The sequence below is a fragment of the Pseudomonas sp. YuFO8 genome (genome assembly GCF_035065025.1).
In the GTDB taxonomy this organism is placed as follows: domain Bacteria; phylum Pseudomonadota; class Gammaproteobacteria; order Pseudomonadales; family Pseudomonadaceae; genus Aquipseudomonas; species Aquipseudomonas putida_AE.
This window is the reverse complement of the sequence record NZ_JAXDEQ010000001.1, coordinates 109755-122860: the sequence shown is the minus strand read 5'-3', so window position 1 is coordinate 122860 and position 13106 is coordinate 109755. Positions and strand designations below refer to the sequence as shown.

Here is a 13106-nt window from a genome sequence, read left to right as displayed (position 1 = left end):
AATGTCACTGTTAGAAATCAAGAATCTCAACGTTCGCTTCGGCGACAAGAACGCCACGCCCGTGGTCGATGGCCTCGACCTGAAAGTGGACAAGGGCGAAGTGCTGGCCATCGTTGGCGAGTCTGGTTCGGGTAAATCCGTGACCATGATGGCGCTGATGGGCCTGATCGAGCATCCCGGCATCGTCACCGCCGACTCGCTCAGCTTCGACGGCAAGGACATGCTCAAGCTCAGCAACCGTCAGCGTCGGCAGATCGTCGGCAAGGACCTGTCGATGGTCTTCCAGGACCCGATGACCGCGCTGAACCCGAGCTACACCGTCGGTTTCCAGATCGAAGAAGTGCTGCGCCTGCACCTGAAAATGTCCGGCAAGGCCGCGCGCAAGCGCGCCATCGAGTTGCTGGAAAAAGTAGAAATCCCGGGCGCGGCCAGCCGCATGGACGCCTACCCGCACCAACTGTCCGGTGGCATGAGCCAGCGCGTTGCGATCGCCATGGCGATTGCCGGCGAGCCGAAACTGCTGATCGCCGACGAACCGACCACCGCGCTGGACGTAACGATCCAGGCGCAGATCATGGACCTGCTGCTGGCGTTGCAGAAAGAGCAGAACATGGGCCTGGTGCTGATCACCCACGACCTCGCGGTCGTGGCCGAAACCGCCCAGCGCGTGTGCGTAATGTACGCCGGCCAGGCTGTCGAAGTTGGCCAGGTGCCGCAACTGTTCGATATCCCGGCGCACCCGTACAGTGAAGCGCTGCTCAAGGCGATTCCGGAACACAGCCTGGGCGCCTCGCGCCTGTCGACCCTGCCGGGCATCGTCCCCGGTCGCTACGACCGTCCGCAGGGCTGCCTGCTGTCGCCGCGCTGCCCGTACGTGCAGGACAACTGCCGTGTGCAGCGTCCGGCCCTTGACCCGAAAAGCAACAGCCTCGCCCGCTGCTTCTACCCGCTGAACCAGGAGGTGGCGTAATGGCCGTCGTACTTACCGCCCGCGACCTGACCCGTCACTACGAAGTGTCCCGTGGCCTGTTCAAGGGTCACGCTACCGTGCGCGCCCTCAACGGGGTGTCGTTCGAACTGGAAGCCGGCAAGACCCTCGCTGTCGTGGGTGAGTCGGGCTGTGGCAAGTCCACCCTGGCCCGTGCCCTCACCCTGATCGAGGAGCCGTCCTCCGGCTCCCTGAAAATCGCCGGCCAGGAAGTCGCCGGTGCCGACAAGGCCCAGCGCAAGCAACTGCGCAAAGACGTGCAGATGGTGTTCCAGAGCCCATACGCCTCGTTGAACCCACGGCAGAAAATCGGTGATCAGCTGGCAGAGCCCTTGCTGATCAACACCAACCTGTCGGCCACCGAACGTCGCGAGAAAGTCCAGGCGATGATGAAGCAGGTGGGCTTGCGTCCCGAGCACTACCAGCGCTATCCGCACATGTTCTCCGGCGGTCAGCGTCAGCGGATCGCCCTGGCCCGCGCCATGATGCTGCAACCGAAAGTGCTGGTGGCGGACGAACCGACCTCGGCGCTGGACGTGTCGATCCAGGCGCAGGTGCTCAACCTGTTCATGGACCTGCAGCAAGAGTTCAACACCGCCTACGTGTTCATCTCCCACAACCTGGCGGTGGTGCGTCACGTCGCCGACCACGTGATGGTGATGTACCTCGGCCGCCCGGTGGAAATGGGGCCCAAGGAAGACATCTACACCCGTCCCCTGCACCCGTACACCCAGGCGCTGTTGTCGGCCACGCCGACCATCCACCCGGACCCGGACAAACCGAAAATCAAGATCGTCGGCGAGTTGCCCAACCCGCTGAACCCGCCCGCCGGCTGCGCTTTCCACAAGCGCTGCCCTTACGCCACCGAGCGTTGCAGCACTGAAGAGCCGGCCTTGCGCCTGCTCGACAGTCGCCAGGTGGCTTGCCATTACGCCGAGCAATTCCTCGACGGCGCGGCGTAAATAACGCCTCGGTCACTGAGGCGCTTTAATCAGGCAAACCCCTTCTCTTTCGATTGCCATCAATCGAGGGAGGAGGGGTTTTTCTTTTGTTTGCACAAGTGCACTGTCTTTTCTGACAGTTACGCACGCCCAGCCGTTTTGTTTGAATCCCGTCGGAGAGTCACGCGACACAAGGCGTAGACCCGGAAACATTCAAACGACAGGGACAGGTGCAAGCATCATGGAAATTCAAACAACAATCGAAAACGCTGGTCAGCTAGACCCGGGATTTGGTGATTTTGGCCAGATCCGCCCCGACTTTCTGGCCGGCTCGGTCATGGCCGTTGTGTTATCGGCTGAAGGTGCCCTGACCTACGCTACCCAGCAGGGAAAGGGTTTCACTCTGTACCGCACCGATTTTGACGGTATCAAGGACACGAACTTTGGTCATGACGGCAACACCGGTGAGTGGCAGTTTGTCAGCGGTAAACAGGCAACGCCGGTGCGCTTGCTACTGCAGGACGATCGCAAGATCCTTGTGATCGGCGAGACCCGGGAACCCGACGGTATCCGCCGGGCAGCACTGAGACGCTTTAATGCCAACGGCAGCCCTGACCTGGTCTTTGGCAGTGTCGTTGTTCCTGTGGCACAGCATGATTATTCCCAAGTGGAGTTGATCGACGGTTGTCTGCAGGGTGATGGAAAAGTGCTTGTGTCGTTCACTTATTACATCAGTGAATCCCAAGGGTCACTGCTGGTGCGCCTGCACGGTAATGGTGAACTCGATACCGGTTTCGGCACGAGGGGTTTTATCGAGATCGAAAACGGGGATGACTTCATCCGTGTTAACAGCGTTGTGATTCAAGGCGGAAAAATAGTTGTTGGCGGGACCACCTTATCCGGTCAGCTCTTTCTTGCACGTTATGATCTGCAAGGGAAGATCGATAGCCAATTTGGTGTCGATGGGTTTGCTTTCTTCGCAATATCGGATGGCTCACTCAGAATGCGTCAACTCATCGCACAGGCTGATGGCAAGCTGGTGTGTGCTGGCGGTCTGCTGGATACCATCGGCATGGTGATGAGATTTACCGCAGACGGTCACCCCGACAAGGAGTGGAATGGCGGGCGTCCGGTATTGACCGACACCGGTCCTGAAACATTCTGGAGATCCTTGGCCCAGCAGCCGGATGGCAAGATTGTCGTGGTCGGTCACAATCGGGCACTGCATATCATCGCTGGCAGGTTGTTGCACAATGGAGAGCATGACACCCGCTTCGGCCGGTCCGGGTCCGGGTGGGTTTCCTTTGGTCCTTCAGGAGGGTTGGCGTGGGATGTGAAGGTCCAGAGCGCTGCTCGAATTATCGTTGGCGCCGAGGCGTTCATCGACTTCGGTCATCACGGGCCAGTGGTCTACGGGCTTCAAGCCTGAGCCCAGAACTCCTGTAGGAGCGAGCTTGCTCGCGATGCACTCAAATACGCCGCGTTCTTCCTGAAAGCACGTGTCATCGTTGACGTCCATCGCGAGCAAGCTCGCTCCTACAGGGGGGTTGTTTTGTCTGCCATTTACGTCTGGCTATCGCCTTCGTCCGAATCGTCGGAGTCCGGTTCATCGGTGGTCGAGTCATCATCGTTGTCGGCACCACCCTGCCCCTTGTCGCCCGGTTCCGATTCGGACTTGGCGATCATCAGCTCACCGTGGGTCCCCTGCCCGCTCGACGCCTGGGTTTCATGATCCTCGCACTCGGCCCAGACCGCCGAACTGCCGAGGGCCAGCATCACCAACACCTTCAACAGCAACACAACGCGTAGCAACCTGTTCATAGCCGAGTCCATCCTTTCGTAGAGTGCCTGTCTGGCGCTGATTAAATCTAGTCGCGATCAGCCTCGTTCTCCATAATAGGACGCTAACGCTTAAGGGAAATTGCCCGTAATTGGCAGACTGGTTTTGAATAATAGTTATGCCGAAAAGATCAAAAGATCGCAGCCTTCGGCAGCTCCTACACGGATCAATGTAGGAGCTGCCGGAGGCTGCGATCTTTTGATTGTAAAAAAGGCGAAGCCAGAAAGCTTCGCCTTTGCTGTAGCGCTTAGTGATGCTCGCGCGTCGCGCGGAATTTCACGTCCGGCCAGCGCTCTTCCATCAGGGCCAGGTTGACCCGGGTAGGCGCGAGGTAGGTCAGGTGACCGCCGCCGTCCAGTGCCAGGTTTTCCACGGCCTTGTTGGAGAATTCCTCAAGCTTCTTCTTGTCGCTGCATTCGATCCAGCGCGCGGAATAAACGGTGATTGGCTCGTAGGAGCACTCGACCTTGTATTCCTCCTTCAGGCGGCTGGCGACCACGTCGAACTGCAGCACACCGACGGCGCCGAGGATGATGTCGTTGCTGCGTTCCGGGAAGAACACCTGGGTCGCGCCTTCTTCGGCCAGCTGTTGCAGGCCCTGGCGCAGTTGCTTGGATTTCAGCGGGTCCTTCAGGCGTACGCGGCGGAACAGTTCCGGCGCGAAGTGCGGGATGCCGGTGAAGCCCAGGACTTCGCCTTCGCTGAAGGTGTCGCCGATCTGGATGGTGCCGTGGTTGTGCAGGCCGATGATGTCCCCGGCAAACGCTTCTTCCAGTTGCTCACGCTCGGAGGAGAAGAAGGTCAGCGCGTCGCCGATGCGCACGTCCTTGCCGGTGCGCACGTGGCGCATCTTCATGCCTTTTTCGTACTTGCCGGAGCAGATGCGCATGAAGGCGATACGGTCGCGGTGTTTCGGGTCCATGTTCGCCTGGATCTTGAAGATGAAGCCCGAGAACTTCTCTTCCACCGGCTCCACGGTGCGCTCGTTGGCCACCCGGGCCAGTGGGCGCGGCGCCCAGTCAACGACGGCGTCGAGTACGTGGTCGACACCGAAGTTGCCCAGTGCGGTACCGAAGAACACCGGGGTCAGCTGGCCATCGAGGAATTCCTGCTGGTTGAATTCGTGGCAGGCACCCTGCACCAGCTCCAGTTGCTCGATGAAACGCTCGTACTCGTCACCCAGGTGGGCGCGGGCTTCATCGGAATCGAGCTTCTCGATGATCTTGGTTTCGGTACGTTCGTGGCCGTGACCGGCGGTGTAGACGATGATGTAGTCGTCGGCGAGGTGATACACGCCTTTAAAATCACGGTAGCAGCCGATCGGCCAGGTGATCGGCGCGGCCTTGATCTTGAGGACCGCTTCGATTTCGTCGAGCAGTTCGATCGGGTCGCGGATGTCACGGTCGAGTTTGTTGATGAAGCTGACGATCGGCGTGTCACGCAGACGGCAGACGTCCATCAGGGCGATGGTCCGTGGCTCAACGCCCTTACCGCCGTCGAGGACCATCAAGGCCGAGTCCACTGCCGTCAGGGTGCGGTAGGTATCTTCGGAGAAGTCTTCGTGGCCCGGGGTGTCGAGCAGGTTGATCATGTGCTCGCGATACGGGAACTGCATGACCGACGTGGTAATGGAAATACCCCGTTGTTTTTCCATTTCCATCCAGTCGGAGGTGGCATGGCGGTCGGATTTACGAGATTTCACCGTACCGGCTACCGCAATCGCCTTGCCCATCAGCAAGAGCTTCTCGGTGATGGTGGTCTTACCGGCATCGGGGTGGGAAATAATGGCGAAAGTGCGGCGTTTCGCGACTTCGGCGGCCTGTTTGGTCATGGGAAATCGCCTGGCAGGTGATTCAAAAAAGGGCGCAGATTATAGCCCAAGTTGAGTCAATAACCGAACCGTTGAGCACATCAGGGGTGGCCAAATGCTGCCGTAGATGGGAACCTTTTAAAGCACGGAGACGTCCACTCCCCCGTAACGACCACTCGTCGGGGGCCTGAAACACCCGCATTTCAGCCTGACGAGGCTGTGCTCATGGCTCGATAGCCGTGCGCCGACCCTCTGTAGGAGCGAGCTTGCTCGCGAAAAACGTCCAGACAACGCGTACATTCAGGTACCCAGCGTTATCGTTGACGCCCATCGCGAGCAAGCTCGCTCCTACAGTGGAAAGCGCTCGGCATGAGCTGCATCTCGCGATCACTTTTTCGGCAGCCAGGAATGGCGTTGCCACACGGGGAAGTGTTCGCCGACTGAAAAAAAGGAGTCCGCCTGTGGCTATTCGCTATGGCAAAGGGCTGATAGGAGGCGCGCTGGTAATCGCCCTTCTGGCCCTGCTGATCCACTGGATCGGCATCAACACGATCGAACACTACCGCGACGATTTGTTGTTTTACCTGCAAGCTCATCTGATTCTCGTCCTCGCTTCCATGCTGGCCGCCCTCGTTGTGGGCATCCCCGCCGGCATCTTCCTCAGCCGCCCGAGCATGGTGGGTCGCGCCGAGCGCTTCATGCAGCTCTTCAACATCGGCAACACCGTGCCGCCTCTCGCCGTACTGGCCATCGCCCTGGGCATCCTCGGCATCGGCAGCGGCCCCGCGATCTTCGCCCTGTTCCTCGCTTCACTGTTGCCCATCGTGCGCAACACCTACGAAGGCCTGAAAAACGTCCAGGGTTCGCTCAAGGAAGCCGCCGTCGGCATCGGCATGACCCCGTCTCAAGTGCTGTGGCGGGTCGAACTGCCAAATGCCGTGCCGATCATCATCGGTGGCGTGCGCGTGGCGCTGGCGATCAACGTGGGTACCGCGCCACTGGCGTTCCTGATCGGCGCCAACAGCCTGGGCAGCCTGATCTTCCCCGGCATCGCCCTGAACAACCAGCCGCAACTGCTGCTGGGCGCGGCCTGCACCGCCCTGCTGGCGTTGCTGCTCGATGGCCTGGTGACAATCGCCAGCCGTCTCTGGCTCGAACGCGGTTTGCGCCCGTCTTAAGCCTCGGCAAAGGAATCATCATGAAGACTTCAAGCTTTTTACTGGGCTGCGTCCTGCTGTTCGCAGGATTTGCCCAAGCCGCGGAAAAACCGTTGATCCGCATCGGCGCCCGGGTGTTCACCGAACAGACGCTGCTGGCGGAGATCACCTCCCAGTACCTGCGCACCAAGGGTTATGACGTGCAGGTGACCGGCGGCCTGGGCAGCAATCTGGCCCGCAGCGCACACGAAAGCGGGCAGCTGGACATGCTTTGGGAATACACCGGCGTGTCGCTGGTGGCCTACAACCATGTGACGGAAAAACTCGACAGCGAACAGTCCTACGCCCGGGTGAAAGAACTCGACGGGAAAAAAGGCCTGGTCTGGCTGACCCCGTCGAAATTCAGCAACACCTATGCCCTCGCCCTGCCGAAAAACGTCGCGGATAAATACCCGCAGATCCACAGCATCAGCGATCTGAACAAGGTGCTGCGCGATGAAGCCAGGACCAACAATCTGGTGGCGCTGGACACCGAGTTCGCCAACCGTTCCGACGGTCTGGACGGCATGGTCAAGCTGTACGACATGAGCCTGACCCGCAAGAACATCCGCCAGATGGACGCCGGCCTGGTCTACACCGCCCTGCGCAACGGTCAAGTATTCGCCGGTCTGGTCTACACCACCGACGGTCGCTTGAACGCCTTCAAGCTCAAGCTGCTGGAAGACGACAAGCACTACTTCCCCGACTACACCGCCGCGCCCGTGGTGCGCCAGGCCTACCTCGATGCGCACCCGCAATTGGCCGAACAGCTCAAGCCGCTGGCTGAACTGTTCGACGACAACACCATGCGCGAGCTCAATGCACGGGTCGATGTCGATCACCAAAGTCCTTCGTCCGTTGCCGCAGATTTCCTGCGCCAGCATCCAATCAAATAAGGAGGAAAAGCCATGGAATTTCTCAACGCCTTTTCCCACCTCGACTGGGCACAGGTACTGCACCTGACCGGACAACACATCACCCTGGTGGGCATCGCCGTGACCCTGGCGATCGTGGTCGGCGTGCCGCTGGGCGTGTTGATGACGCGTTTCCCGACGCTCGCCGGCCCGCTCCAGGCCAGCGCCACGGTGCTGCTGACCGTGCCGTCGATTGCCCTGTTCGGCCTGCTGCTGCCGTTCTACTCCAAGTTCGGCCAAGGCCTGGGCCCGATGCCGGCCATCACCGCGGTATTCCTGTATTCGCTGCTGCCGATCATGCGTAACACCTACCTGGCCCTGACCAACGTCGAACCGGGCATCCGCGAAGCCGCGCGCGGCATCGGCATGACCTTCGGCCAACGCCTGCGCATGGTCGAACTGCCGATTGCCGTGCCGGTGATCCTCGCCGGTGTGCGCACCGCCGTGGTCATGAACATCGGCGTCATGACCATCGCCGCCACCATCGGCGCCGGCGGCCTCGGCGTACTCATCCTCGCTTCCATCAGCCGCAGCGACATGTCGATGCTGATCGTCGGCGCCGTGCTGGTCAGCCTCCTGGCCATCTTCGCCGACCTGCTTCTGCAATGGCTGCAACGCTCGCTGACTCCAAAAGGACTGCTCAAATGATTGAACTTCAAAACCTCAGCAAGACCTTCCAAAGCAACGGCAAAGACGTGAAAGCCGTGGACTCGGTGAGCCTGACCGTCAATGAAGGCGAAATCTGCGTATTCCTCGGGCCTTCGGGTTGCGGCAAGAGCACCACGCTGAAGATGATCAACCGCCTGATCAAACCGACCTCGGGCAAGATCCTGATCAATGGCGAAGACACCACCGGCCTCGACGAAGTGACCCTGCGCCGCAACATCGGTTATGTGATCCAGCAGATCGGCCTGTTCCCCAACATGACCATCGAAGAAAACATCGTGGTGGTGCCCAAGCTGCTCGGCTGGGACAAACAGAAATGCCACGACCGCGCCCGCGAGTTGATGAGCATGATCAAGCTGGAACCCAAGCAGTACCTGCATCGCTACCCGCGGGAACTGTCCGGTGGCCAGCAACAGCGGATCGGCGTGATTCGCGCACTGGCCGCCGATGCACCGCTGTTGCTGATGGACGAACCGTTCGGCGCGGTCGACCCGATCAACCGCGAGATGATCCAGAACGAGTTCTTCGAGATGCAGCGGGCGCTGAACAAGACCGTGATCATGGTCAGCCACGACATCGACGAAGCCATCAAGCTGGGCGACAAGATCGCGATCTTCCGCGCCGGCAAACTGCTGCAGATCGACCATCCGGACACCCTGCTGGCGCACCCGGCGGACGATTTCGTCAGCAATTTCGTCGGCCAGGACAGCACCCTCAAGCGTCTGTTGCTGGTGAAAGCCGAAGATGCGGCGGACAACGCGCCGTCGGTAAGCCCGGAAACGCCGGTGGCCGATGCGCTGGAATTGATGGACGAGCATGACCGTCGCTACGTGGTGGTCACCTGTGCCGAGAACAAGGCGCTGGGTTATGTGCGTCGTCGCGACCTGCACCGTCAGAGCGGCACTTGCGGGCAGTATCTGCGTGAGTTCAACGCCACGGCGGCGTATGACGAGCATTTGCGCATCCTGTTGTCGCGCATGTATGAGTTCAATCGCTCGTGGTTGCCGGTGATGGATGCCGAGCGGGTGTTTTTGGGTGAGGTGACTCAGGAGTCGATTGCGGCTTATTTGAGTTCCGGTCGTTCCCGTGGGATGAAGACCAGCATCGTCTCGCCGGCTGAAGCAGTGGTCGCCTGATAACTCGAACCGCCCGGTAAACATGAAAAACTGTGGGAGCCAGCCTGCTGGCGATAGGTCAATGTCAGTCAACTCTGTTTTGATGATGAAATTGTCATCGCCAGCAGGCTGGCTCCCACAGGTTCAGTGTGATTGTTCAGTGATCTGCAGGGCGGCAAGAAATATCAACAGCAATGTTTGAAATTCTTGCCCTGCCAGACCTTCCTTATCAACCAAAATCCCCTTTCACCCCTTCTCTCGCCGCCAACGTCGCCGATGTTGACGCCTTCATACTCCCAGCAAATTGGCGCACAACAGCGTCGAACGTGCAGGTATTTTTAACACTTGAAAATTCTTGGGGAACATCTGTTCGTCATCTCGGTCCGCTACAAAGAGTGATATCCGTGACGCACGTCAGAAGCGTGCACAAACGCGACATTTTTTGTTGATCTCAAGCCCCTCACGCCCTAAAGTTCGCGCCGAACGTCCATGCTGGAAACGATCCATCCGGCTCAAGTACTGACGACGAGACAGCAAGGCCAAGGGAAAGCAGCGCTTCCCCATGGCCTTTTTGCTTTCGGCGACATGCCTTGGGAAGTAGGCGAACCAAAGTGGGGATACGGAGGACGTTCATTTGCACCCATTGATAATTTCAGTTTGCCAGTAGGAGTTCCCAGCATGTCGATCCAGGTCGAAGATTATTTCGCGCGCGAAACCTTTCAGAAAATGAAGGCGTTCGCCGACAAGCAAGAAACCCCGTTCGTGGTGATCGACACCGCGATGATCAGCCAGGCCTACGATGACCTGCGCGCCGGTTTCGAATTCGCCAAGGTCTACTACGCGGTCAAGGCCAACCCGGCCGTGGAAATCATCGACCTGCTCAAAGAGAAAGGCTCGAGCTTCGACATCGCCTCGATCTACGAGCTGGACAAAGTGCTGAGCCGCGGCGTCAGCGCCGACCAGATCAGCTACGGCAACACCATCAAGAAATCCAAGGACATCCGCTACTTCTACGAGAAGGGCGTGCGCCTGTATGCCACCGACTCCGAAGCCGACTTGCGCAACATCGCCAAGGCCGCACCGGGTTCGAAAGTCTACGTACGTATCCTGACCGAAGGCTCGACCACCGCCGACTGGCCTTTGTCGCGCAAATTCGGCTGCCAGACCGACATGGCCATGGACCTGCTGATCCTCGCCCGTGACCTGGGCCTGGTGCCGTACGGCATCTCCTTCCACGTTGGCTCGCAGCAGCGCGACATCAGCGTCTGGGACGCCGCGATCGCCAAGGTCAAGGTGATCTTCGAGCGCCTGAAGGAAGAAGACGGCATCGTTCTGAAGCTGATCAACATGGGCGGTGGCTTCCCGGCCAACTACATCACCCGCACCAACAGCCTGGAAACCTACGCTGAAGAAATCATTCGCTTCCTCAAGGAAGACTTCGGCGACGACCTGCCGGAAATCATCCTGGAGCCGGGCCGTTCGCTGATCGCCAACGCCGGCATCCTGGTCAGCGAAGTGGTGCTGGTCGCGCGTAAATCCCGTACCGCCGTCGAGCGTTGGGTGTACACGGACGTGGGCAAGTTCTCCGGCCTGATCGAAACCATGGACGAAGCCATCAAGTTCCCGATCTGGACCGAAAAGAAAGGCGAGATGGAAGAAGTCGTCATCGCCGGTCCTACCTGCGACAGCGCCGACATCATGTACGAGAACTACAAGTACGGCCTGCCGCTGAACCTGGCCATCGGTGATCGCCTGTACTGGCTGTCGACCGGTGCGTACACCACCAGCTACAGCGCCGTCGAGTTCAATGGCTTCCCGCCGCTGAAGTCGTTCTACGTGTAAGTACCGCTCGCAGAAATCAAAAAGCCCATGACGTGTCATGGGCTTTTTTGTGGGTGATTACAAAATATCGACCCACCACAACCCTGTAGGAGCCGGCTTGCTGGCGATCCAGGCACCGCGGTTAACCAGATATACCGCGTGACCGTTAATCGCCAGCAAGCCGGCTCCTACAGGACCGAGGCGAGTTCGGTGCAGCGGCGGCGGTAATCGTTCGCCAGCATCTGGATGCGCGGATCCGTGGCGCTCATCAGCGCCCCGCTCGCCACCCGCAGAAAATTCAGATTCCCGGTGATCAGCGCCTTACGTAGCCAAACCAGCGCTTGATCGACATTCCCTTCATCAGCCAACACCGCCGCAAAGCTGAACTGCCCGCGAAAATCCCCACCCTCGGCCGAACGCCGATACCAGTCACGGGCCGCCGCCGGGTCCGCAGGGCACACCTGCCCTTCTTCCAGATATCGCCCCAGCAGATTCATCGACTTCGCGTGGCCCAGCTCAGCCGCGCGGCGATAGAGGTTGAGCGCCTGCAGTTGATCCTCAACCACCCCACGCCCGGTCGCCAGCAGATTGGCGTAGTTGTACATCGCCCAATCCAGCCCGGCTTCTGCAGCCTGGCGATAGTGTACGGCGGCAACAGCGGCATCCGCCTCGCAGCCCCAACCATGCTCATGACAACGCCCGAGCATGTTGCGCGCCATCAGATGTCCACGCCGGGCGGCGATGTCAAACCAGCGCACGGCCAGAGGCTGATCCTGGGCGATCCCCTGCCCGTCCAGCAGAATCTGCCCGAGCAACGCCTGGGCATCGAGGAGGTTTTCGCGGGCAGCCATCAAAATGGCTTGGGCAGCACGGGCCGGGCTTTCATCAAGCATGGATTTGAGCGCATCGCCGTCGAAGACTTCCTCGCGACGCAATTGAAAACTCATACCTCGACCCAGCGACGCAACAGGTTGTGATAGGTACCGGTCAGGCGAATCAGCGAAGGGTGATCCGGCACGTCCTCGGTCAACTGCCGGATCGCCCCGTCCATCTCGAATAACAGGGCACGCTGGCTGTCTTCGCGCACCAGGCTTTGGGTCCAGAAGAACGAGGCGTAACGTGTACCTCGGGTAACCGCATTGACCTTGTGCAGGCTGGTGCCGGGGTACAGCACCATGTCCCCAGCCGGCAACTTCACGCGCTGGGTGCCGTAGGTGTCCTGGATTTCCAGTTCGCCGCCGTCATAGTCCTCGGGTTCGCTGAAGAACAGCGTGGCGGAAAGGTCGGTGCGCACCCGTTCGATACTGCCCTTGGGCTGGCGCACGGCGTTGTCGATGTGGAAGTCGAAACTGCCGCCGGCCGTGTAACAGTTCAGCAACGGCGGAAACACCTTGTGCGGCAATGCCGCCGACATGAACTGCGGATTCTTCCACAGCCGCTCCAGCATGGCCGCGCCGATTTCCTTGGCCAGCGGATGTCCTTCCGGCAGCTGCAGGTTGTGCTTGGCCTTGGCCGATTGATAGCCGGCGGTGATCTTGCCATCGGCCCAATCGGCCTGTTGCAAGGCCTCGCGAATGCGCTGCACTTCTTCTTTTTCGAACAAGCCGGGAATGTGCAGCAGCATGGGGCAAGCACCTGAAAGCAAAAGGGTGCCAATGGTATTGATTCTTATTGCCTGTGTAAAACCCGCCAGACGAATGAAACAGCAAAAACCGTAAGGTTAAATTGTAAAGAATGTAAATTCAGTGCGAATAGTAATGTTTCGCAATTGATACGAATACGTGTTTACCCTATATTCCGCCGCCTCAAATCCTT

At 59.4% G+C, this 13106-nt stretch carries 12 protein-coding genes; 8 read left to right on the top strand and 4 right to left on the bottom strand.

Translation table 11 applies throughout. From position 1 onward, the window contains the following. Position 1: 1 nt before the first annotated feature. The 3 genes from SOP95_RS00535 to SOP95_RS00525 all read left to right on the top strand — a co-directional run bounded on the left by SOP95_RS00535 (position 2) and on the right by SOP95_RS00525 (position 3358). Positions 2 to 970 (top strand): ABC transporter ATP-binding protein, encoded by a 969-nt coding sequence (locus tag SOP95_RS00535; protein ID WP_274074041.1) that lies wholly within the window; start codon positions 2 to 4, stop codon positions 968 to 970. After that, positions 970 to 1950 (top strand): peptide ABC transporter ATP-binding protein, encoded by a 981-nt coding sequence (locus SOP95_RS00530; protein ID WP_323605513.1) that lies wholly within the window; start codon positions 970 to 972, stop codon positions 1948 to 1950. Before SOP95_RS00535 ends, SOP95_RS00530 begins: the two co-directional genes overlap by 1 nt. Before the next feature lie 220 nt (positions 1951 to 2170). After that, positions 2171 to 3358, top strand: a complete 1188-nt coding sequence (locus SOP95_RS00525) for a hypothetical protein (RefSeq protein WP_323605511.1) — start codon at positions 2171 to 2173, stop codon at positions 3356 to 3358. Positions 3359 to 3492: 134 nt separating this feature from the next. Here the strand turns inward: SOP95_RS00525 and SOP95_RS00520 are convergent, their stop codons facing one another. Continuing rightward, entirely contained in the window at positions 3493 to 3750 is a 258-nt protein-coding gene (locus SOP95_RS00520) for a hypothetical protein (RefSeq protein ID WP_323605509.1), read from the bottom strand. Between the two features lie 266 nt (positions 3751 to 4016). Then, positions 4017 to 5600 carry a peptide chain release factor 3 gene (locus tag SOP95_RS00515; protein WP_060541686.1) on the bottom strand — a complete coding sequence of 528 codons (1584 nt, stop codon included), beginning with the start codon at positions 5598 to 5600 and terminating at the stop codon, positions 4017 to 4019. Between the two features lie 440 nt (positions 5601 to 6040). Between SOP95_RS00515 and SOP95_RS00510 the strand changes: the two genes are divergently transcribed. The 5 genes from SOP95_RS00510 (at position 6041) to SOP95_RS00490 (ending at position 11312) form a co-directional block, all read left to right on the top strand. Continuing rightward, positions 6041 to 6757, top strand: coding sequence for an ABC transporter permease (locus SOP95_RS00510; protein WP_323605508.1), 717 nt, complete (start codon positions 6041 to 6043; stop codon positions 6755 to 6757). A gap of 20 nt (positions 6758 to 6777) precedes the next feature. After that, entirely contained in the window at positions 6778 to 7671 is an 894-nt protein-coding gene (locus tag SOP95_RS00505) for a glycine betaine ABC transporter substrate-binding protein (RefSeq protein WP_274074046.1), read from the top strand. 12 nt (positions 7672 to 7683) lie between these two features. Further along, positions 7684 to 8337, top strand: a complete 654-nt coding sequence (locus SOP95_RS00500; RefSeq protein ID WP_046820595.1) for an ABC transporter permease — start codon at positions 7684 to 7686, stop codon at positions 8335 to 8337. Next, positions 8334 to 9491, top strand: a complete 1158-nt coding sequence (locus SOP95_RS00495; protein ID WP_274074047.1) for an osmoprotectant ABC transporter ATP-binding protein OsmV — start codon at positions 8334 to 8336, stop codon at positions 9489 to 9491. The genes SOP95_RS00500 and SOP95_RS00495 overlap by 4 nt, the downstream gene beginning before the upstream one ends. Positions 9492 to 10148: 657 nt before the next feature. Next, the gene (locus SOP95_RS00490; protein ID WP_046820597.1) at positions 10149 to 11312 is read left to right on the top strand and encodes a type III PLP-dependent enzyme; all 1164 of its coding nucleotides are present in this window, start codon (positions 10149 to 10151) and stop codon (positions 11310 to 11312) included. A 167-nt stretch (positions 11313 to 11479) separates the two neighbouring features. Here the strand turns inward: SOP95_RS00490 and SOP95_RS00485 are convergent, their stop codons facing one another. Both SOP95_RS00485 and SOP95_RS00480 read right to left on the bottom strand, forming a co-directional pair. Then, the gene (locus tag SOP95_RS00485; protein ID WP_323605505.1) at positions 11480 to 12238 is read right to left on the bottom strand and encodes a tetratricopeptide repeat protein; all 759 of its coding nucleotides are present in this window, start codon (positions 12236 to 12238) and stop codon (positions 11480 to 11482) included. Beyond that, on the bottom strand, positions 12235 to 12915 hold the full coding sequence (locus SOP95_RS00480) for a Fe2+-dependent dioxygenase (RefSeq protein ID WP_046820599.1): 681 nt from the start codon (positions 12913 to 12915) through the stop codon (positions 12235 to 12237). Before SOP95_RS00480 ends, SOP95_RS00485 begins: the two co-directional genes overlap by 4 nt. Between the last annotated feature and the right edge of the window lie 191 nt (positions 12916 to 13106).